This is a genomic window from Pseudomonas donghuensis (assembly GCF_000259195.1).
GTDB classification, from domain to species: Bacteria; Pseudomonadota; Gammaproteobacteria; order Pseudomonadales; family Pseudomonadaceae; genus Aquipseudomonas; species Aquipseudomonas donghuensis.
The window spans coordinates 1-20,746 of sequence record NZ_JH650780.1 but is presented as its reverse complement, the minus strand read 5'-3'; the positions used below and the strand labels follow the sequence as shown (position 1 = coordinate 20,746).

The 20,746-nt window shown below is 63.9% G+C and carries 20 protein-coding genes; 6 read left to right on the top strand and 14 right to left on the bottom strand.

The window, feature by feature from the left end:
* Window positions 1–110: 110 nt before the first annotated feature.
* From UW3_RS0123175 to UW3_RS0123165, 3 genes are read right to left on the bottom strand one after another with little or no spacing between them, the layout of a single operon-like run.
* A complete protein-coding gene (locus UW3_RS0123175) occupies window positions 111–1,163 on the bottom strand; it encodes a beta-keto acid cleavage family enzyme (RefSeq protein ID WP_010226077.1) in 1,053 nt (350 codons plus the stop codon).
* 45 nt (window positions 1,164–1,208) lie between these two features.
* Window positions 1,209–2,057, bottom strand: coding sequence for a TauD/TfdA dioxygenase family protein (locus UW3_RS0123170; RefSeq protein ID WP_010226075.1), 849 nt, complete (start codon window positions 2,055–2,057; stop codon window positions 1,209–1,211).
* A 13-nt stretch (window positions 2,058–2,070) separates the two neighbouring features.
* Window positions 2,071–3,051, bottom strand: a complete 981-nt coding sequence (locus UW3_RS0123165) for a quinone oxidoreductase family protein (RefSeq protein WP_010226073.1) — start codon at window positions 3,049–3,051, stop codon at window positions 2,071–2,073.
* 189 nt (window positions 3,052–3,240) lie between these two features.
* On the opposite strand from UW3_RS0123165, the gene pdxR reads away from it, so the two are divergent.
* The 3 genes from pdxR (at window position 3,241) to UW3_RS0123150 (ending at window position 7,197) form a co-directional block, all read left to right on the top strand.
* On the top strand, window positions 3,241–4,737 hold the full coding sequence (pdxR, locus tag UW3_RS0123160; RefSeq protein WP_026001481.1) for a MocR-like pyridoxine biosynthesis transcription factor PdxR: 1,497 nt from the start codon (window positions 3,241–3,243) through the stop codon (window positions 4,735–4,737).
* Window positions 4,738–4,841: 104 nt separating this feature from the next.
* The gene (locus tag UW3_RS0123155) at window positions 4,842–5,906 is read left to right on the top strand and encodes an apurinic/apyrimidinic endonuclease family protein (protein ID WP_010226069.1); all 1,065 of its coding nucleotides are present in this window, start codon (window positions 4,842–4,844) and stop codon (window positions 5,904–5,906) included.
* Window positions 5,907–5,940: 34 nt separating this feature from the next.
* Window positions 5,941–7,197 (top strand): MFS transporter, encoded by a 1,257-nt coding sequence (locus tag UW3_RS0123150; RefSeq protein WP_010226067.1) that lies wholly within the window; start codon window positions 5,941–5,943, stop codon window positions 7,195–7,197.
* Between the two features lie 8 nt (window positions 7,198–7,205).
* On the opposite strand, the gene UW3_RS0123145 is transcribed toward UW3_RS0123150, so the two are convergent.
* The 3 genes from UW3_RS0123145 to UW3_RS0123135 all read right to left on the bottom strand — a co-directional run bounded on the left by UW3_RS0123145 (window position 7,206) and on the right by UW3_RS0123135 (window position 11,022).
* Window positions 7,206–9,107, bottom strand: coding sequence for a potassium transporter Kup (locus tag UW3_RS0123145; RefSeq protein WP_010226065.1), 1,902 nt, complete (start codon window positions 9,105–9,107; stop codon window positions 7,206–7,208).
* Between the two features lie 259 nt (window positions 9,108–9,366).
* Window positions 9,367–10,116: a carbon-nitrogen hydrolase family protein gene (locus UW3_RS0123140; protein ID WP_026001480.1), complete on the bottom strand. Its 750-nt coding sequence runs from the start codon at window positions 10,114–10,116 to the stop codon at window positions 9,367–9,369.
* Between the two features lie 24 nt (window positions 10,117–10,140).
* A complete protein-coding gene (locus UW3_RS0123135; protein WP_010226062.1) occupies window positions 10,141–11,022 on the bottom strand; it encodes a Dyp-type peroxidase in 882 nt (293 codons plus the stop codon).
* Between the two features lie 127 nt (window positions 11,023–11,149).
* Here UW3_RS0123135 and UW3_RS0123130 point away from each other — a divergent pair, with 127 nt between their 5' ends.
* On the top strand, window positions 11,150–12,061 hold the full coding sequence (locus UW3_RS0123130) for a bile acid:sodium symporter family protein (RefSeq protein WP_010226060.1): 912 nt from the start codon (window positions 11,150–11,152) through the stop codon (window positions 12,059–12,061).
* A gap of 9 nt (window positions 12,062–12,070) precedes the next feature.
* Here UW3_RS0123130 and UW3_RS27540 read toward each other — a convergent pair whose 3' ends face one another.
* From UW3_RS27540 to UW3_RS0123095, 7 genes are all read right to left on the bottom strand, one after another.
* Window positions 12,071–12,898: an AraC family transcriptional regulator gene (locus tag UW3_RS27540; protein ID WP_036996168.1), complete on the bottom strand. Its 828-nt coding sequence runs from the start codon at window positions 12,896–12,898 to the stop codon at window positions 12,071–12,073.
* Complete coding sequence (locus tag UW3_RS0123120) at window positions 12,899–13,816, bottom strand: pyridoxal-phosphate dependent enzyme (protein ID WP_010226056.1); 918 nt, start codon at window positions 13,814–13,816, stop codon at window positions 12,899–12,901. It lies immediately after the preceding gene.
* Window positions 13,813–14,289 carry a RidA family protein gene (locus UW3_RS0123115; RefSeq protein ID WP_010226055.1) on the bottom strand — a complete coding sequence of 159 codons (477 nt, stop codon included), beginning with the start codon at window positions 14,287–14,289 and terminating at the stop codon, window positions 13,813–13,815. The genes UW3_RS0123120 and UW3_RS0123115 overlap by 4 nt, the downstream gene beginning before the upstream one ends.
* A gap of 138 nt (window positions 14,290–14,427) precedes the next feature.
* Complete coding sequence (locus tag UW3_RS0123110; RefSeq protein ID WP_010226054.1) at window positions 14,428–14,892, bottom strand: sterol desaturase family protein; 465 nt, start codon at window positions 14,890–14,892, stop codon at window positions 14,428–14,430.
* A gap of 54 nt (window positions 14,893–14,946) precedes the next feature.
* Entirely contained in the window at window positions 14,947–15,888 is a 942-nt protein-coding gene (locus UW3_RS0123105) for an HlyD family secretion protein (protein ID WP_010226053.1), read from the bottom strand.
* Window positions 15,889–15,891: 3 nt separating this feature from the next.
* The gene (locus UW3_RS0123100; protein ID WP_010226052.1) at window positions 15,892–16,092 is read right to left on the bottom strand and encodes a DUF1656 domain-containing protein; all 201 of its coding nucleotides are present in this window, start codon (window positions 16,090–16,092) and stop codon (window positions 15,892–15,894) included.
* Entirely contained in the window at window positions 16,082–18,229 is a 2,148-nt protein-coding gene (locus UW3_RS0123095; RefSeq protein ID WP_010226051.1) for an FUSC family protein, read from the bottom strand. Before UW3_RS0123095 ends, UW3_RS0123100 begins: the two co-directional genes overlap by 11 nt.
* 463 nt (window positions 18,230–18,692) lie before the next feature.
* On the opposite strand from UW3_RS0123095, the gene UW3_RS0123090 reads away from it, so the two are divergent.
* A complete protein-coding gene (locus tag UW3_RS0123090; RefSeq protein ID WP_010226050.1) occupies window positions 18,693–19,400 on the top strand; it encodes an MgtC/SapB family protein in 708 nt (235 codons plus the stop codon).
* On the opposite strand, the gene UW3_RS0123085 is transcribed toward UW3_RS0123090, so the two are convergent.
* Window positions 19,397–19,612, bottom strand: a complete 216-nt coding sequence (locus UW3_RS0123085; RefSeq protein WP_010226049.1) for a hypothetical protein — start codon at window positions 19,610–19,612, stop codon at window positions 19,397–19,399. The genes UW3_RS0123090 and UW3_RS0123085 overlap by 4 nt on opposite strands.
* A 192-nt stretch (window positions 19,613–19,804) precedes the next feature.
* Here UW3_RS0123085 and UW3_RS0123080 point away from each other — a divergent pair, with 192 nt between their 5' ends.
* Window positions 19,805–20,716 (top strand): LysR substrate-binding domain-containing protein, encoded by a 912-nt coding sequence (locus UW3_RS0123080; protein WP_010226047.1) that lies wholly within the window; start codon window positions 19,805–19,807, stop codon window positions 20,714–20,716.
* The last annotated feature ends 30 nt before the right edge of the window (window positions 20,717–20,746 follow it).

The following is a 20,746-nucleotide window of genomic DNA, read 5'->3' as shown; positions in this document are numbered from 1 at the left end:
GGTTGTCTGGCGTGAGTCTTGTTCTTGTTTTTATTGAAAAGCTGAAAAGCCCGACGGACAGCGCTGCGGATCGGCGGCCCGGCTCGCACAAGCGTGCCGGACCTGTCCAATCAGGCGCGCTGCGGCACACCTTTCTGGCCTGGCTGGCGGTTGGGCGCCATGCCGTTGGCTTTGAGGGTCTGCTCGATGCTGCTGTACTGCTCGCCAATGCGGTAGATGGCCCGCGCCTCCTTGCCGTTGGCGATCTCGCGGCCCAGTTCATGGGCCACGCGCACGGTCTGCTGGATCTGCTGCACCGAACCGAAGCGCTTGCCGTGCTGGTCGATGATGGTGTCTTCGTTGCCGCAACGCGGGTGCAAGCCCATGGCCAGGGCCATGGTGTTGAACGGCAGGACGTTTTTCAGCAACGATTCGGCGGTCAGCGTGCAGCCGTTGGGCGCCCGGTGAATGAAGTTGAAGAAGTTGAACGGGTTGGGCCCGTCGAAACCGCCGCCAATGCCGATCCAGGTCAGGTTCAGCGGGCCCATGTAGTCACCCTTGCGCACAATGCGTTCGAGGGTTTCCAGGGCGTGCATGCCGGTCAGCTGGAAATGCGGCTGGATACCGCTCGCCTGCAAACGGCGCAGGTGTTCGCGCACCCAGGCGGGACCGGCCGGTACGGTCATTTCGCTGTAGGCGGCCTGGATCGCCGGATGGGCCAGGGAGGTGCCTTCCAGGTACTGCGGGTACAGCAACTCCATGATGTTCATCTGCGTGGTGTTGATCGCCACGGTGACCTGGTCGGGCTTGGGCGTCAGCTCCGCGAGCATGTGCCGGGTGTCGTCGGACAGCCACTTGGCCGCCTCGCCATCGCTTTCCGGGGCGAACGAGATCGAGCCGCCAACCTGGATGATCATCTGCGGCACCGCCTCGCGCACGCCGGCAATCAGTTCGTTGAATTTCGACAGGCGCTTGGAGCCCTTGCCGTCCAGTTCGCGCACGTGCAGGTGGAGCACAGTGGCACCGGCCTCATAGCAATCGACCGCCTTTTGCACCTGTTCGTCCATGGTCAGCGGAATGTCTTCGGGAAAGTCCTCGGGCATCCATTCCGGGCCGTACGGGGCCACGGTGATCACCACTTTTTCCATGTTTTCCGGGTGCAACGAATCGTCGAAGAATTGCATGCTGTAGTCCTCGGTCTTGTTATTGTCCTGGGGTGTTGCAGGCGCTCAGAAGGTGCGATCGCCCTTGATTCCGGCGCGCTCCATCTTGCGGTGACAAGGCGGGTAGTCCATCACCGCGTAGTGCTGGGTGCTGCGGTTATCCCAGATCGCCACGCTGTTGGGTTTCCAGCGCCAGCGCACCTGGTATTCGGGCAGGTAGGCCTGGCTGATCAGGTAGCGCAGCAGATCGCTGGCACCGGGGTTGGCATCCTGGCCGAAACGCACCCGCTGCGGCGTGTGGTAGTTGCTGAAGTGGGTGGTGAAGGCGTTGACGAACAGCACCTGCTCGCCCGTTTGCGGGTGGGTGCGCACCACCGGGTGCTCGGCATCGGGGAACTGCGCCTTGAGCGCCAGGCGTTTTTCCAGCGTCATGGCGGCGCCAAAACTGGCCTCGATGCTGTGCCGGGCACGCAGGCCCTCGATCTTGACCTTCACCTCCTCTGGCAGGTTCTGGTAAGCCAGCACCATATTCGCCCACATAGTGTCGCCGCCTACCGGCGGGCATTCCAGGCAGCGCAACACGCAGCCCATGGGCGGTGCCTCGCGCCAGGTGGCGTCGGTGTGCCAGGCGTTTTCGTAGCGATCGGCCGGCTGGTCCGGGCGCTTGTAGATCTGTACCAGGCCCGGGTGCTCGGGGTCGCTGCCGGCCACCGGGTGGTCCTCCAGCTCGCCGAAGCGACTGGCAAAGGCCACGTGCTCGGCGCGCGTGATGTTCTGGTCGCGCAAGAACAGCACCCGGTGCTTGAGCAACTGCGCACGCAGTTGCTCGAACAGGTCGTCATCATGAATCGCATCTGCCAGGTTGACCCCGATGACTTCGGCACCGATGGCGCAGGTCAGTTGTTCGATGTGCATGCTGTTGCCCTCTTCAGATGACGAAGATCGACGAACCGGTGGTCTTGCGTGCTTCCAGGTCACGGTGGGCCTGGACCGCGTCCTGCAACGCATAGTGCTGGTTGATCTCGATCTTGATCCGCCCGCTGCTGACATGCTCGAACAGCTCGCCGGCAAGGTCGGCCTTCTCGGCCGGATCTGCGATGTAGTCGGCCAGCGCCGGACGGGTCAGCTGCAACGAGCCTTTGATCGCCAGGATCTGCGGGTCGAACGGCGTGATGCTGCCCGAGGCGGTGCCGACGCAGACCATCAGGCCGCGGCGCTTGAGCGAGTCCAGCGAGGCCATGAAGGTGCTCTTGCCGACGCTGTCGAACACCACGTTGACGCCAACGCCGTCGGTGAGCTCGCGCACGCGCTTGGCCACGTCTTCATGGCTGTAGTTGATGGTGTGGCTGCAACCATGGGCGCGGGCCACTTCGGCCTTGGCCTCGGTGGACACGGTGCCGATCACCGTCAGGCCGAGCAGGCGCGCCCACTGGGAAACGATCAGGCCCACGCCACCGGCGGCAGCGTGGAGCAAAATCGTGTCACCGGGCTTGAAGTCGTACAGGCGGCGCATCAGGTAGGCCGAGGTCAGGCCGCGCATGGTCATCGCCGCCGCGGTTTCGAAGGCGATGGTTTCCGGCAGCTTGATCAGCGCCGCCGCCGGGATCAGGCGCTCGGTGCAGTAGGCGCCGAGGGTGTTGAGAAAGCCGGTATAGGTCACCCGGTCGCCGACCGCGACCTGGGTCACGCCCTCGCCGACCGCCTGTACCACCCCGGAGGCTTCCACGCCCATGCCGTTGGGCAGCGCGATCGGGTAGGTGCCGTTGCGAAAATAGGTGTCAGCGTAGTTCAGGCCCACCGCCACCTGGCGCAGGCGAACTTGCCCCGGGCCCGGTTCGCCGACCTCGGCATCCTCATAGCGCAGAACCTCGGGGCCACCGGTTTCATAGAAGCGTACGACTTTGGCCATGCATGTCACTCCAGTCATCCTGACGCAGTGCGTCAATTCTTGTTGACTGGACTCTATGCCCAACGCTTGCCGGGTGCTTCGCATCGGACGACAGGCTGTTTTCATTTGATGACAAAACCCCGTGGGCTGGCTGCCTGGCGGGCTTTCTCGTAGCATAGCCAGGCCCTCCTCCGTGCCTGCGAGCCCTTGATGAAGTCCCCCGCCGGTTTATTGTTCTCGGGTATTGAACTGGACCGTGACAGCGCGACGCCGCTTTACCGCCAGCTGTACCTGCAGATCCGCAAGCAGATCCTCACCGGTCGCCTGCAAGGCGGCATTCGCTTGCCATCGACGCGGACCCTGAGCCAGGAATTGCAGCTCTCGCGCATTACCCTGCTCAACGCCTTCGACCAGTTGATTGCCGAGGGCTTCCTGGTGTCGCGTACCGGCGCTGGCACCTATGTCAGTGACGAGTGGCAGCGCAGCGCCGGTGCCGAGCTGCAAGCTCCCGCGCCACCCAAGCTCTCGGAGCTGAGCCAGTCGATGCTGTCGCTGCGCAGCGATCATTTTCGCGGGGTGTCCTACGCCCACTGCGGCGCCGATACACCGACCTCGTTCCTGCCCAGTCATGGCGCTTTCGAGGCCTTTCCCCAGACGTTGTGGAAGCGTCTGCTCAACCGCCACGGGCAGAAACCGAGCAAGGCCATGCTCGGTTATGGCGAACTGCAGGGCTTGCAGACGCTGCGCCAGGCGATTGCCGAGTACGTTTTCGACGCCCGCGGTATCGACTGCAACGCCGAGCAAGTGGTGATCGTCTCCGGCGCGCAGCAGGCCTTCAACCTGCTGGCGATGCTGCTGCTCAACCCGGACGAGCCGGTATGGATGGAAGACCCTGGTCATATCGCCGCGCGTATCGCCTTTCAGGCCCATGGCTGCCGGGTGGTGCCCGTCCCCATCGACGATCAGGGCCTCGATGTGCAACACGCCATTGACGAATGCCCCGAGGCGCGCCTGGTGTTCACCACCCCGTCACGGCAACACCCGCTGGGTATGACCCTCAGCCACAACCGGCGCCTGGAACTGATTGACTGGGCGGCGGCCAGTGGCAGCTGGATCATCGAAGACGACTGCGACAGCGAACTGCGCTACCGCGGCCGGCAATTGCCGGCGCTGTACGCCATGGACCGAGGCGACCGGGTGATCTACGTCGGCACCTTCAGCAAGGTGCTGTTCCCTTCCCTGCGCCTGGGTTACGTGATTCTGCCCCCGGCACTGGTCGAACCGTTCTGCACCTTGCGCGCGGTGCTCGACCGCAGCCCGCCGACCCTGTTGCAGGCAGTGACCGCCGACTTCATGAGTGAAGGCCACTTCATTGGCCATATCCGCCGCATGCGGACGTTGTACCAGGCCCGCCAGCAGTGCTTGCTGGAGGTGCTGCAACGGCGCCTGGGCGGCTTTTTGCAGGTTGCCCCGGTCGAAGCCGGCATGCACCTGATTGCCTGGCTCCCGCCGCAGCTGGATGACCAGGCACTGGCCCGGCAGTTGGCCGGGCATGGCGTGCATACCTACGCCTTGAGTGACTACTGCCTCACGCGCTACTTGCCACCGGCGCTGCTGCTCGGCTTTGCCGGCACGCCCCAGGATCAGGCCGAGGCCAAGGTCGAGGCGCTGGTGCAGGCCCTCAGGGCGATTGGCCACCCGGTCTGAGCAGTGGCCTTATCAATTGATTGGTAATGGATCTATCGAGTGTTCCTCGGCGGCGCGATAAAGAACGCGCCGGTAAACCGGTGCCCGCACCAGGAACGACTCGAATGAACACAATACAAAAACGCTTCGCTACGTTGCTGAACCACAATGCGCAAGGTGCTGACGCACCCCTGCTGACCCGCGAGCTGGCCACCCGCCTGCTTGAACGCCTCGACCAGGCGCGACTGTTTGCCCACGCCTACCCGCTACTGACCAACCTCACCCACGGGCGCGTCACCCCGTTCGACCTGCTCGACTTCGCCTATCGCCATGAACTGGCCGGCCTGAGCCTGCACATGCTCGACGGTGAGCACAACAGCCTGGCGCAAATGAACACGACGCAATTGTGCGCCTTTGCTGAAAAGGCCCGGGCCCTGCAACTGGACGTGCACCTGGAGATCAGCAGCACGCGCAAGGCCGACGTCGATGCGGTGGTTGCCGTGGCCAAGGTCATCGGCAGCCGCAACATTCGCGTGTACTCGCGCTATGAAGGCCTGCTGTCGCAGGTGATGGACCAGATCGGTGGCGACCTGCTGTACCTGGCCCACCAAGCCGATGCCCACGACCTGCACTTCGACTTCGAGCAGCACGAGGAGCTCAAGAGCGATGAAATTGCCCAGCTGCTGCGCCAGGCCAACCATCCGCGCCTCAATGCCCTGTTCGATTTCGGCAACATGATCAATGCCTGCGAGCAACCGCTGCAGGCCCTGCGCAACCTCGCCCCGCATATTCGCCAGAGCCACCTCAAGGGCGTACGGGTGGTGGCCGAAGACCAGGGTTTTGGCCACTACGGTGTGCTTCAGGGCAGCGCCGAGGACGAGCTGCCCGGCGCGCGCATGCTGTTCGAGCTGCTGATGCTCGGGGACCGGCAGGCGCAAGTGATCGCCTTCATCCTCGAACAGGAGAACCACTACATCGCCCCGGCCTTCCGTCAACACAACGAGCCGGCCGATCCGTTCATTGCCTACCGGGAAATGAGTGACACGCCCCTGCCCGCCGGCTTCACCCTCGAACAGATGCTGGCCGGTGAGCAGCGCTGGGCCAACAACCAGGTCAGCTACGTGAAAACCCTGCTGGCCGAGCTGCGCACCCTCGCCGAGCTGACCCTGGCCAGCTGCGCCACCCCTTGAACGCCACAACCAAACACGCCTGGAGAATAAGAAAATGACAGCGCACGACAAGGCCAAATGGTTCAAATTCCTGGTCCTGATCCTCGGTGGCGGCACCGTCTACAAGCTGGCCAACCTCAAGGACGCGTTCTACGTCCCCATGCAGGACTTCATGGGGCTTTCGCATACGCAAATCGGCTTGCTGCTCAGCGCCAACGCCATCATCGCCACCGGGTTGTTCGTGGTCGGCGGCATGCTGGCCGACCGTTACGATACCCGCAAGCTGATCCCGCTGGGCCTGATCGGCACCGGCGCCCTGGGCCTCTACCTGGCCACCTTCCCGCCGTTCAGCAGCCTGATGGTGGTGTTCTGCCTGCTCGCGGTCTGTGCCGACTGCATCTACTGGCCAGCGCTGCTCAAGGCCATTCGCGGCCTGGGCAACGACCAGGAACAAGGGCGCATGTTCGGCCTGCTGGAAGGTGGCCGGGGGGTCGTCGATACGCTGGTGGCGTTTTCCGCGCTGGGCGTGTTCATTGCCCTGGGCAGCGGCGAACATGGCCTGAAAGCGGCGATCCTGTTCTACGCCTTGATCGATATCGCCGCCGGCGTGCTGACCTGGTTTTTGCTCAAAGGCAATCAGGCGCCAGCCCAGACCAGCGCCAAGAACCCGCTGGCCAACCTCATGCAAGCCATCAAGGTCCCGGCTATCTGGCTGGTCAGCTTCAACGTGTTCATGGTTTACATCGTCTACTGCGGCCTGACCTATTTCATCCCATACCTGAAGGAAGTCTATGGCCTGCCGCTGGCGCTGGTCGGTGCCTACGGCATCATCAACCAGTACATGCTGAAGATCTTCGGCGGGCCGGCGGGCGGTTTCATCGCCGACAAACACTTCAAGAGCCCCAGCCGCTACCTGAAATGGGCGTTCCTGGCACTGCTGCCGATGATGGCGATCATCCTCCTGGTCCCCAAGAGCCCGGGCTTCATCTATGCCGGCATGGCCGCGACGCTGTCGTTCGCCTTTATCGTGTTTTCCATGCGCGGGGTGTTCTGGGCACCGATGGGCGAAGTCGGCATCGCCCCGCACATTACAGGTTCCGCTTTCGGCATCGGTTGCCTGATCGGCTATGCGCCGGGGATGTTCGCCTATGTCGGCTACGGTGCAATCCTTGACCACTTCCCGGGCCAGCAAGGCTACAACTATGTGTTCATCGCCATGATGCTGCTGGCTCTGATCGGTTTTGCCGTCGCCAGTCGCCTGCAACGACAGGTGCGCAACGCCGCCCCGGTTGCCACACCGGCCGCGGCGTAGCGCCTGGGTTACATCTCGACCTGGGTGCCCAGTTCGATCACCCGGTTAAGCGGCAGGTTGAAGTACTTGAGGTTGCTGTTGGCGTTCTTGAGCAGGAACGCAAACAGCGCCTCACGCCAACGCGCCATGCCGATGCGCTTGGTCGGGATCACCGTCTCGCGGCTGAGGAAGTAGGTGGTGACCATCGGGCTGAAGTCCAGCTCTTCGAGGTGGCACAGTTGCAGCGCGGCCGGTACGTCGGGCTCCTCGATGAAGCCGAAGTTGAGGTTGACCCGATAAAAGCCTTCGCCAAAACCCTGCACTTCGAAGCGCTGCGCCGCCGGTACCCGCGGGCGGTCCTGGGAGACCACGGTGAGCAGCACCACCCGCTCATGCAGCACCTGGTTGTGCAGCAAGTTATGCAGCAACGCATGGGGCACGGCATCGGCCCGAGCGGTGAGGAACACGGCAGTACCCCGCACCCGGTGCGGCGGTTGCGCGGCGATGCTGCTGATGAACAGCGGCAGCGGCAAGGCCGACTCGTCCAGGCGCTCGACGATGATCTTGCGCCCGCGCTTCCAAGTGGTCATGAGGATGAACAAGGCAGTACCGGCGATCACCGGAAACGCGCCGCCCTGGAAGATCTTCGGTGCGTTGGCGGCAAAGTACAGGCTGTCGACCAGCAAGAAGCCCAGCAACAACGGCACCGCCAGCCAGCGCGGCGCCTTCCACAGCAACAAGACCACCGCCGAGGACAGCAAGGTGGTAATCAGCATGGTGCCGGTCACCGCCACGCCATAGGCCGCCGCCAGTGCGCCGGACGACTCGAAGCCGATCACCAGCAACACCACGCCGACCATCAACGCCCAGTTCACCGTACCGATGTAGATCTGCCCCTGTTCCTGGCTGGAGGTGTGCTGGATGAACATGCGCGGCACGTAACCCAGTTGAATCGCCTGGCGGGTCAGCGAGAAGGCGCCGGAGATCACCGCCTGGGAGGCAATGATGGTCGCCAGGGTGGCCAGGGCGATCATCGGCACCAGCGCCCAGTCCGGAGCCAGCAGGTAGAACGGGTTGCGTACCGCCTCGGGGTTGCCGAGGATCAGCGCGCCCTGGCCGAAATAGTTGAGTACCAGCCCCGGCAGCACCAGCAGGATCCAGGCGCGGGCAATCGGCTTGCGGCCAAAGTGGCCCATGTCGGCATACAGCGCCTCGGCACCGGTCAGGGCCAGCACCACTGCGCCAAGAATCGCCACGCCCATGCCCGGGTGGACGATAAAGAAGTTCACCGCCCAGGCCGGGTTCATCGCCAGCAGCACTTCCGGGCGCTGGACGATGCCGTACACCCCCAGCGCGCCCAGCACGCTGAACCACAGCACCATGACCGGGCCAAAAATGATACCGATGCGTGCGGTGCCATGCTTCTGGATCAGAAACAGCGCCACCAGCACCACCACCGCCAGGGGCACCACCCAGTGGTCGATGCCGTCAAAGGCCAGTTGCAACCCCTCCACCGCCGACAGCACGGAAATCGCCGGGGTGATCATGCTGTCGCCGTAGAACAAGGCCGCGCCAAACAGCCCGAGCAGCACCAGCACCCGGCTCAAGCGCGGGTACGGCGCAGCAGCCCGCCGCGCCAGGGCGGTCAGGGCCATGATCCCGCCTTCGCCCTGGTTGTCGGCGCGCAGCACGAACAGCACGTACTTGATGGTCACCACCCAGATCAGCGACCAGAACACCAGCGAGAGGATGCCGAGCACCCCGTCATGGTTGGCCTGCACGCCATAATGGCCGGCGAAGACCTCCTTGAGGGTGTACAACGGGCTGGTGCCGATATCGCCATAGACCACGCCGGCGGCGGCGATCAACAGGCTAAGTGACGAAGTTTTTACGGGGGAATGGGCGTTTGCGGAGGTTGCGGCTTGGCTCACGGTCAGACGTCTCGAAGAAATGCCAGGGCAGTATCTCTTTCTGCGTAACGGGCCTTCGTAAAAAGTCCGTAAAATTTTCTTACATTCAGCTTGGCCTGCTATTGCGGGAGCGGGACTTGCCCGCGATCGAGCGCGCAGCGGTCGTAATCCAGGCAACACCTGATGGGCTGGCTGGACTGGCCTCATCGCTGGCAAGCCAGCTCCCACAGGTCCGGCGTACACCTATCTACTGTGGGAACGGGCTTGACCCGCAATCGATCTACTGCCCGATCACAGTCCCTTCCCACGCGCCGGCACCGTCCTGCCGAGCCACCACCAGGCACTCCCCAGCCCCATCCGCCTTGCAGATCAGTGCGCCATCCCTGGCCCAGATCGCACTCTGCCCCGCCGCTTGCCAGCCACCCGTCTCGCCGCCATGGTTGGCAAGCATCACCATCATCTGGTGTTCGACGGCATAACCGGCCATCTGCTGGCTCTCGGCAACGATGCCCCTGTGGGAAATCAGCATCCCCGCCGCATAGATGTCCGCACCGAGCCTGGCAGCATGAACCGGGTGGCCGGGCTGCATGGCATCGGCGCAGATGGCCAGGGCCAGCCGTTGGCCCCCCATTGGCAGCAGATCACCACCGCTGCCGGGGCTGAACACCAGGTCCTCGCCAGGATGCAGATGCTGCTTGCTGTACAGACCGACACTGCCGTCGGGGCGAAAGATCAGCGCCGCCAGCAGCACGTGGCCGCTGCCGGGCACACGCACCGGCGCGCCGACCACGCTGTACATAGCCTGTTGACGGGCCAGGGTGCGCAATGGCTCGAGCAGCGGGTCGTCCGTGCCCAGGGCCAGGTCGGACGCGGCATCGAGCTCATAGCCGGTCAGCGACAGTTCCGGGAACAACAGAAACTGCACGCCCTGTTCGGCGGCCAACTGCATCATCTGCAGATGACGCTGCACATTGCCCGTAATGTCCCGGGCAATGGCAACGGTTTGAGCGCAAGCGACAGTCATTGTCATGCTTTCATCCTTAAGGAGGGGTGTTCAACCCGTGAGCAAAGCACTCAAGTCCAGGCCATGCTCGCCCAGTGGCGGGCACCAGTAGTAGCCGCCGGTGAGCGGCCGGCTGAAGCGGTACAGGGCGTCGACCACGCCGTCTTCCAGGCCGCTCATGCGTCGCAGCTGCACTTCGAAGGCATCGAAGGAGTGGCCGAAGGCGAGGAAGGCCAGGCCCGCGCCACGATCGTCTGCCCAAGGCATCGAGCGACGGACGATAAAGGCCTCAGGCGCGAAGCTTTCCTGGGCGGTGCGCTTGACGTGAGCCGACTGCGGCGCATCGTCGAGTTCTTCGTTGTCGGCCTTGCGGCGGCCGATGATGTCGTCCTGCTCGGCTTGCGGCAATGCCTTGAAACAATTCAGGTCATGGCGCCACAGCTGGAAGGCGGCAAAGCTCGAGCCGTTCAGGCCCGGCACGTCGCTGGAGCGGATGGCGGCGTCGATGGCGGCGTCTTGCACCGGGTTCTCGGTGCCGTCTTCATAGCCGGTCAGGTCATGGCCGCTCTTGTGGCGGAAGGCATCGGTGGCCTCGGCCAGGGTGAACGCCGCGGCCAGCAGTTGTTCCAGGTCCTGGCTGAGCAGCCACAGGTCACCGCGGTCTTCACCGCGCAGCCACAGCCACAGGTGGTGCTGGGTGCAGGGATTGTCGACCGCCGCAGTCAGGCGTGGAAACTCGCGCAGGCCGTCGATGCTGCGGCCCAGGGCCTGCACCAGCGGCGCACCGAAACCGGCCACCACACGGCTGCCATCGACCTGTTGCTGCAGCGCATCGAGCACGCCCGGCAGCGCAGCTGGCGAGTGCAAGGTGAAAAACAGGTGGCGGGCCTGGGCGGGAACGGGGGCGGCGAGAATGCCTGGCTGAAACTGCATCGGGAATCGGGTCCTGGGGTAAAAGCGGCGATGCTACTGTCTGGTGGGCATAAACCGCAAGATAAGTAATGGATATTGAAATCCTTTCCTACACTGGCGTACATCGCCCCTTTTAAGAGTCTATGCCATGACTGCATCGCCCTTGCTCAGTGCCTTCCTGCCCATTGCCCTGGGCTTCATCATGCTCGGTCTGGGGCTGACCCTGACCCTGGCCGATTTTGCCCGGGTGGTGAAGTTCCCCAGGCCCGTGCTGATTGGCCTGGCCTGCCAGATCCTGCTGCTGCCGTTGATCTGCTTTCTGATCGCCAAGGGCTTTGGCCTGGCGCCTGCGCTGGCGGTCGGGCTGATGCTGCTGGCGGCCTCGCCGGGCGGCACCACTGCCAACCTGTTCAGCCACCTGGCCCATGGTGATGTGGCCTTGAACGTGACCCTGACGGCGGTCAACTCGCTGATCGCGATCCTGACCATGCCGCTGCTGGTCAACCTGTCGCTGGCGCACTTCATGGCCGCCGACCAGGCCATCCCGCTGCAGTTTGCCAAGGTGCTGCAGGTATTTGCCATCGTCCTGGTGCCGGTGGCCCTGGGGATGCTGATTCGCTATCTGGCGCCGGGATTTGCAACGCGCATGGAGCGGCCGATGAAAATTATTGCCGCACTGTTTCTGGTATTTACGATTGTCCTGGCGATGGTCAAGGACTGGCAGACCGTCGTCGACTATGCCCCGGTGGTAGGTGGCGCCGCGCTGTTGTTCAACCTGTTGAGCCTGAGCATCGGCTACTGGTTGCCGCGCCTGCTGAAAATCCCCAAACGTCAGGCGATTGCCATCGGCATGGAGATCGGCATTCACAACGGCACCTTGGCGATTGCCCTGGCGCTGAGCCCTACCCTGCTGAACAACTCGACCATGGCGATACCGGCGGCGATTTACAGTTTGATCATGTTCTTTACCGCAGCTGGGTTTGGCTGGTGGGTGAGCCGCGGGCATGAGCCCCTGACGGCAGGAGCGGCGCAGCAGCGCCCCGACTTGACTCGCGATTGACCGCGAAGCCTACCCTTCAGCGTGCGCCAGCCTGCCGACGCTTTTGCCCTGCGCCAGGCCGCGGGGTGGCGCGCCATAGGTGCGGCGGAACAGCCGGCTGAAATGGGCCTGGTCGTAGAAGCCCAGGTCCAGGGCGATGGCACTTAACGGCTGGCCGGCCAGTACCCTGGGCAGGGCCCGCTCCAGGCGCAGCTGGGTCAGCCATTGCTGCGGCGGCAGGCCGCAATGGTTGCGAAAGCGGCGCAGCAGTTGCCAGGGGCTGAGGCCGGTGAAGGCGGCCATCTCTTCCAGGCTTGGCGGCAGGTCCAGGCGCGACTCCAGCCAATCACGCAGTTGCCGCCAACGCAGCGGATCGAAACCCTGGCCGTGTTCGCCGACCTTGAGCGTCGAACCCAGCCCGAGCAACAGTGCCAGGGCCTCCCATAGCTGGCTCTGGAACGCCAGCGGGTCGCGTTGCCGGTGCAGGCCGTCGAGCAGCTGCTGCAGTTGCGGGTGGCGCAGCTGCAAGGCATTGAGACTGGGCAGGCCCTGGCGGCCGTCGCTCAAGTCACGGCTGACCTCGGCCAGCCAGGCAGGGTCCAGGGTCAGGATGCGGATACTGTAGCCTTGGTCATCGGCACTGGCGCCATCGTGCACATGCTCCGGCGCCATCAGCAGGATGTCCCCTGCCCCGGCCAGCTGGCGCGTGCCGCCGGCGGCGTAACGCTGCTGGCCGGTGACGATCAGGCCGATGTGGTACTCCAGGTGAAAATGCCGGGGAAAGGCAAATTGCTGGTAGCGGGCATCGATCAGGCGCACGCCTGGATGCCCGGGGGCCTGGTGGACGACGCTATCCAACTAGCAGGCCGCCCGCCATTGGCGGATCTGGTCGAGGGTCGCGGTCACGCCACCACAGACGATCACCAGCACTTTCTGGTGCTGCTTGAGTGCTGCCGTTGGCGCATATGCCAGGGCCAGGGCTGCACCGCAGGCGGGCTCGACCAGGATGCGTTGGTCCAGCAGGAACTGCTCGCAGGCCTCCAGCGCCGCCTGATCACTGACCACATGGCTGTACACCGGTCGCTGCTGGCTCCACTCGAACGCCCGCTGGCACACCTGTTTGGCCGCCAGCGAGGTCGCAACGGTATTGATGCTATCGAGCGCCACCAGTTGCTTGCGCGCCATGCAGGCTGCCAGCGAGGCGGCGCCGGCGGTCTCGACGGCAAACACCGGCACCTGGCCCCAGCCGTTGCGCGCCAAGCCTTCACAGACGCCGGACAGCAAGCCGCCGCCACCGACTGCGACCACCACGGCATCGGGCTTGAAACCGGTGGCGGCGACTTCGTCGATCATGGTCGCATGGCCCTGCCACAGCAGCGGGTCATCGAACGGATGGATATAGGCGTCGTCCTCGCCCATCAGCGACAGCGCCAGGGCATTGGCCTCGTGCCAGGCCTTGCCGTGCACGATCACCTCGGCCTGTTCCTGGCGAATCAGTTGCTTGGCCCGCTCGGTGGTGGTCTCTGGCACCACTACCGTCACCGGCAGGCCCAGAATGCGCCCGGCAACAGCCACGGCGATGCCGGCATTGCCGCCCGACGACGACACGAAGCGGCGCTTGCCCTGCTTGGCATAGGCTTCACAGGCGGCACCGATGCCACGCAACTTGAACGAGCCGGACGGCTGCAGCGCATCGAGCTTCAGCCAGATGTCCAGGCCGCTGGCCAGGCTCAACGGGCGTGAGGCCACCAGCGGGGTTTCGATGTGCAGGCTCATAAGGTTTCTCCACTGGTCAATTCAACGATCAGTTCTATTTCGACACAGGCGCCCAGCGGAATCTGGCTGGCCCCGAAAGCGCTGCGGGCATGCTTGCCGCGCTCGCCGAAGACTTCTTCGAACAATTCAGAGCAGCCATCGGCGACCAGATGCTGCTGGGTGTAGTCACTGCAGCTGTTGACCAGGCATAGCAGCTTGACCACTTTGGCCACGCGGTTCAAGTCGCCGGTGGCGGCGAACAAGGTCGCGAGCAGGTCGAGGCCGACCCTGCGCGCGGCGAGGTGCCCGCTGGCGGTGTCCAGTTCGCGGCCGAGCTGGCCAACCCAGGGGGCGCCATTGTGTTTGGCGATATGACCGGAGATGAACAGCAGGTTGCCACTCTGCACCCACGGCAGATAGGCGGCGGCCGGTGGGCTGGGCGGCGTGAGAATGATGCCCAGTTGTTCCAGGCGCTGATGAGGGGATACGGACATGGCAGGTGGCCTTGAGGAGGGAACCTGGCCAGCCTACTGCTACTGGGCTGTGGGAATCTTGTATGAAATTGCGCTCGATCGCTGGCAGGTCCGGCGTGCACAGATCCCCTGTGGGAGCCGGCCTTGCCGGCGAAAATCTCAGCCGCGCTGCCGCGCCCGCAGCTGCTGCCTCAACCTGCGCAGCGGCGGCGCGTAGAGAAAGCCGAACGACACGTTGTTGTCCCGCCCCTTCAACGCATGATGCAGCATATGCGCGCGGTACAGGCGCTTGAGGTAACGGTTGCGCGGCCGTGGCCGGAACGGCCAGTGCCGGTGAACGATGCCGTCATGGACGATCACATAGATCACCCCGAACGCTGCCACCCCCGCCCCCACCCACTGCAGCGGCGCATGCCCGGCCCTGCCCAGCGCGACCAGGGCAAAGGCGATCAGGGCCAAGGCCAGGAGGTAGACATCGTTGGTTTCCAGCGCCCCCAGATGCGGTTCATGGTGCGAGCGATGCAGGAACCAGCCCCAGCCATGCATGATGTAGCGATGCGCCAGATAGCCGATGCCCTCCATGGCCGTCAGGGTGCAGAGAAATACAACAAGGTTGAGGATCATGCGCTCAGGTTCGCGTGAGTTGGCAAAAACGCCGCAAAGCCTACCACCTCGGCCCTACTCGCGCACCGTCACTGTCGCCGTGGTACCGGCGCGCAGGTTGGCCTTGCCGGCATAAGCCGGGTCGATTTCAATGCGCACCGGGATGCGCTGGGCCAGTTTCACCCAGGTGTAACTGGGGTTGATATTAGCCAGCAGGCGGTTACCGGGGGCGTTTTCGCGGTCGGTGATGGCGTAAGCGATGCTCTGCACCCAGCCCTGGAAGCGCTCGCCGCTCATCAATGCGATGTCTACCTTGCTGCCCTGATGAATGCGCGGCAGCTTGGTTTCCTCGAAGTAGCCACTGATGTGGAACGAGCCGCTATCGACCAGCGCCAGCAGCGGCCCGCCGGCGGTGGCGTAATCCCCCTGGCGGGTCAGCAGGTTGGTCACATAACCGCTGACCGGCGCATAGATGCGCGTGCGTTGCAGGTCCAGTTCCGCCTGGGTCAGGGCGGCGCTGGCCAGTTGCACGTTGGCGCTGGCCAGGCTCAGGTTGGCCTGGCCACGCATCAGTTCGGCCTGGGCCACAGCAACGTCGGTACTGGATTTTTCCCATTCTTCACCGGAGATGGCAAAGCCCTGCTTCAAGGTGCGCCGCCGTTGTTCCTCACTCTGGCGCTGCTTGAGCAGGGCCTGGCTGGAGATGATCGCCGCCTGGGCCAGGCCTTCGCTGGCCCGCGCCACCTCGATGGCGCGGCGGGCATGCTCAACCGCCAGGGCATAACGCTCGGGATCGATCTCCAGCAGCAGCTCGCCCTTGTCGACGTGCTGGTTGTCCGCCACCTTGAGGCTGACGATACGCCCGGCGACATCCGCCGACAGCGTCACCACGTCGGCGCGCACCCGTGCATCACGGGTCCAGGGCGCGCGGGTGTAATGCTCCCAGGCAAACCAGCCGAGCACCAGCGCCAGCACCACCACAACCAGGGTCGAGACCTGGGCGACAAGTTTGTTCAAGGTTCAGCTCCCCATGTACAGGATGATCAACGCGCACAGGCAGGCGTACAACGCGCCTTCAAACAGGGCCGGATGCCAGACCCGCTGCATGACCCCCAGCTTTTGCAGCAGCCAGAGCACGGCAATCAACAGCGGTATAGCCAGCAGCAACGCCTGGGCAATCGGTGGCAGGTAGACGCCGCCAATCTCGAAATCAATGGGCAAGGGCCGGGGCTCCTTCATCTGCAGGTTGAAGATAAGAGCTGTAGTGACGCAAGAAACCGGCGATCACCAGCAAGGCCACACGGATCCGGAACAGCGAGCGTAGCTGTTCGGCCGGCGCCTGCAGCTGTTCGCCGTGCAGGTTGTCGAGGCGCTCACCCAGGTCCTGCAGGGTCTGCAGCAAGGTTGGCAGCACCACCGCGGTACGCCCGGCAATGTACCGGCCAGTATTGCGCAACACCTGCTCAAGCTGGGTGCGCATTGCCTCCGGCAGCAACGGGTTGACCCTGCCCTGCTCCTGCAACTGGCGCAAGGCCACGCCCAGGGCCATGCACGCCAGGTTGACCTCGAACAGCGCCCGCGAACGCGCATCCGTTGTGGCCGGCAGCAGGCCGATAATCAGGGTCAGGCGGTCGACCATGCGACTTTCGAAGGCGAACTGGCGTTCATCCGAGGTCGGGCCCTTGAGCAAGGCATAGACCTGTTCACGGGTTTCGCGAAACAGCCGTTCAATGCGCAACTGCGGGTTGAACGGGAATATCCACGCATACACCATCAATGACAGCGCCGCGCCACAGGCATAGGCACCGGCGAATTCAAACCACTGCATCGCGGTGTTCTGCCAGGCGCCGATGTTCTGCGGGCCGAACAGCAAAAAGCTCGACAGGCCCAGGCCCATGCCGATCCCCGCGGTCATCGGCCCCGACAACCCTACCGCCACCACATAGAGCAACGGCACCAGCAACAGCGCGAGCATTTCGAAGTCGACCACCTGCGGGATCAGCCAGAACTGGTACAGCGCCGACACCACCAGCGCCAGGCCCAGGCCACGGGCGTAGTTCTGCGCGGCCATCAGCGGGCGCGGAAAGGTCGCCATCAGCGAGCACAGAATCCCTACCAGGATCATTCCGGCGCGGGCGCCGTCCCAGGCGGTCTCGATCCAGATCAGCCCGGCAGCGACCAGGGCGATAAAGGCGCGGCTGGCATTCATTGCCGCCAGGCGCCAGTCCAGGTGCAAAGGGTTGGTGCGCCCTTGGCGGTACAGGCAGTCGCCGGCACGGCCTTCCTGAATGGCATCGCTGAGTTCGAGCATTTCCCCCAGCTGTTCAAGCAACCGCGCTTGCTCCCAGCGCAAGGCCCAGGCCAGCGAGCGCAATGGGGTTGGCAGGTCGCTTTGCAGCTGCTCGGCTTGCAGCGCGGCCTGGTCGAAGCGCCGCTGCAGGGCACTGAAATGCTCACGGGCCGGTGCCGGCAAGGCACGGCCCTGCTGCGCCAACTGGTCGAGAAAGGCCAGCTCATCGGCCAGCAGGCGGCTGATGAACTCCGGGTAACTGCCCTGCCAACGCTCGGCGATCATCAGCTTCTGGTTACGCAAAACCGTCAGCCGCGAGCTGAGCAGCACCAACTGGTTGCCCAATAGCTGCACCAGGCCGTTGGCCCCGCGCAAATGCGGCGCATCGAAGTACAGGTGCCGGCGCAGGCCTTCCAGGGCGCTGATCTCACCAAGGATCTGCATCTGCCGCTTGGTGAACTCGGCAGCGCTTTGCTCACCGCGAATCGCCGCCGCAGCATGGCTGGCCATGAGTTTGATCAGGTTGTCGATCTTGGCAAAGTACCCCGTGGCCACCGCCTGCGGCCGCGCACTGAGCAGGCTGACCGCACACACACAGGCCACCGCCAGCAGGGTTTCGGTGACCCGGGTAATGGCCAGCATCAAGGTGTTGTCCTGCTCGGGGATCGCCAGCATCGCCACCACCACGGCGGTAAAACCACTGAGCACGAAGGCATGCGAGCTGGTGTAACGCAACAAGGTACCGCCGGCGGTACACAGGGCCAGCCACAGCGCCAGGGTGATGATGAACGGCAACGGCGCCTGCGGGAACAGCGCCATGATCAGCACCGCCACCGCCGCCCCGAGGGTGGTGCCGAGCACCTGGGCGAAGCTGCGTTGCAAGGTCATGCCGCCCAGCGGCTGGCTGACGATGAACACCGCCATGATCGACCACTTGGGTTGGTCCAGGTCAAAGATGAACGCCAGGTACAAGGTCAACAGGCAGGCGACGATGGTCCGCAGGGCGAAGCGCAGGGTGTCTGCCCCCGGATGCAGCACCAGCCGCCAGTAATTGATCAATGGTTGCACACCGGTCTCTCGAAAGTCCTTTCAGCGAACACTAGCCATAGAAGCGCTCCAGGGAAAGACCACGATATGACCCAGAGCGTTGCAAATCCGGAACGATAAACCGCTATCAAACAACAAATGTCATGTTTTTACCCTTGACCCTGCCAGGCCCGAGGGTTAGTTTCTCGCCCGCATTTTTGCATGCCTACACAGGAGTCCTGCATTGGACAGTAGCTCTGGTCGATTGCGACAGGTCCACACGGCGCGCTAGTTCAGCAGGTTGCTTCTGCCACTGGCACGCCGAACATGGCGGTTAGTGGCGATTCGCATCCCTTGCGGATGACAAATCCTCATTCTCCCTCCCGCACACCTGGCACCTTCAATGGTGTTGAAGGTTCGTGGCCCTGCGCATTCTCTTTGTTCACGAGTATCACCTTTGAGGTCGATGCCAAAGCGGCGCATTGCCGTGGATTCGAGGTTTGCTATGGATTGGAAAGTATTTCTGCTGCGCGTCACCGTCGCGCTGGTACTCGGGGCGCTGATCGGCGCCGAGCGTCAACTGCGTCAGCGCCTGACCGGCCTGCGCACCAACGCGCTGGTCAGCACCGGCGCCTGCCTGTTCGTGCTGATGACCCAGGCGGTGCCGGGCATGGCCGCGACCGATGCCTCGCGCGTTGCCGCGTATGTGGTCTCGGGCATCGGCTTTCTCGGCGGTGGCGTGATCATGCGCGACGGCCTCAACGTGCGCGGCCTGAACACCGCCGCCACGCTCTGGTGCACCGCGGCCGTTGGCGTGCTGTGCAGCCTGGGCCTGCTGCTGGAGGCCGCGCTGGGCAGTTGCGTGGTGCTGTGCGCCAATATCCTGCTGCGCGACATCGCCCAGCGCCTGAATCATCAGGACGTGCTGCCGGCCAACGAGGCCGAGCAGCGCTTTGAAGTGCGCATCACCTGTCGCGCCGAGGACGAGATCCAGGTGCGCAGCCTGATGCTGCACAGCTTCGGCAACGGCGGTCTGCGCCTGCAGTCGCTGCACAGTGAAGACCTGGCCAACCCGGCCAAGCTGGAAGTGCGCGCCGAACTGATGGGCAGCCCCGATGCGCCCACCCAGCTTGAACGCCTGGTCAGCCGGGTGAGTCTGGAAAAAGGCGTGAGCTCGGTGCGTTGGCAAGTGCAGGAGCTCACGGCCGATTAACGGCGATCGTCCGACAGCGGGGTGGGCTGATCAGGCTTGGGCAGGGGGTCGTCCAGCGACGGGGCATCGGGCATGCGCTCGATGTCCTGGGACGGGTCGCGCCGTTGCCGGTCATCTGCTACGTTGGGGTCACTGACCGGGTCATGTTCGCGCTGCGGGTTGTTAAGTGGATCCTTCCAGAGGGGATCACTTTCGGGACGTGGCTGGCTCATGACAACTACCTCGCAATAGCGGCGCAAAAGTATGCGCACCGTACAGTTTCGAGGTGTTTTGAGTGCCTGCAGTGCCGTCCAGGCGATCAACGGCAGGCCCGCAAAAATATGCCCAGTGGCAAGTAAAATCCGCTGCAGCACCCAGCTGATCAAGGGGTATCGTGTAGCAAAATAATCAGCCAGAGGTGCACTGTGGCGTCCTATACCTTGCGTCAGTTGAAGTACTTCGTCACCACCGTTGAATGCGGCAGCGTCGCCGAGGCGTCGCGCAAGCTGTACATCGCCCAGCCGTCGATCTCCACGGCGATCAAGGGCCTGGAAGACAGCTTCGGCGTACAGCTGTTCATCCGCCATCACGCCCAGGGCGTTTCACTGACCCCAAGTGGTGCACGCTTCTACCGCAAGGCCCAGGAACTGCTGCGCATGGCCCGCGAGTTCGAACAGAACGCCCTGGCCGACAATGACGTGGTCTGTGGCCAGATCGACATCGGCTGCTTCGAGACCGTCGCCCCGCTCTACCTGCCGCGCCTGATCGCCGGCTTTCGCCAGCGCTTCCCGGGCGTGGAGATCCGCCTGCAGGACGGCGAACAGCAGGAACTGGTGCAAGGCCTGACCGGCGGGCGTTTCGACCTGGCGATCTTCTATGAGCACGATTTGGACAGCACCATCGAAGTCGAAGCCCTGACCGCCCCGCAGCGCCCCTATGCGCTGGTGCCGGCCGGCCATCGCTTTGCCGGGCAGGCCCAGGTGTCGATCCGTGACCTGGCCCTGGAGCCAATGATCCTCCTCGACGTGCAGCCCAGCCGAACCTATTTCGTGAGTATTTTCGAAGAGCTGCAACTGAGCCCCAACATCGTCTTCAGCTCGCCATCGATCGAGATGGTGCGCGGCATGGTGGGCCAGGGCTTTGGCTTTGCCCTGCTGGTGACCAAGCCCCATGGCCATAGCACCTATGATGGCCAGGAGGTGGTCTGCGTGGAGATTGCCGAAGATGTCACCGGATCGGCGCTGGTGGCTGGCTGGCTCAAGCGTGCGCAACTGACCAAGCCTGCGCAGCTGTTTGTCGATTACTGCAAGGAGCAGTTTGCCGCGTGGCTGGCTTAGGGTTCAACAGCATCGCGGGGCAAGCCCGCT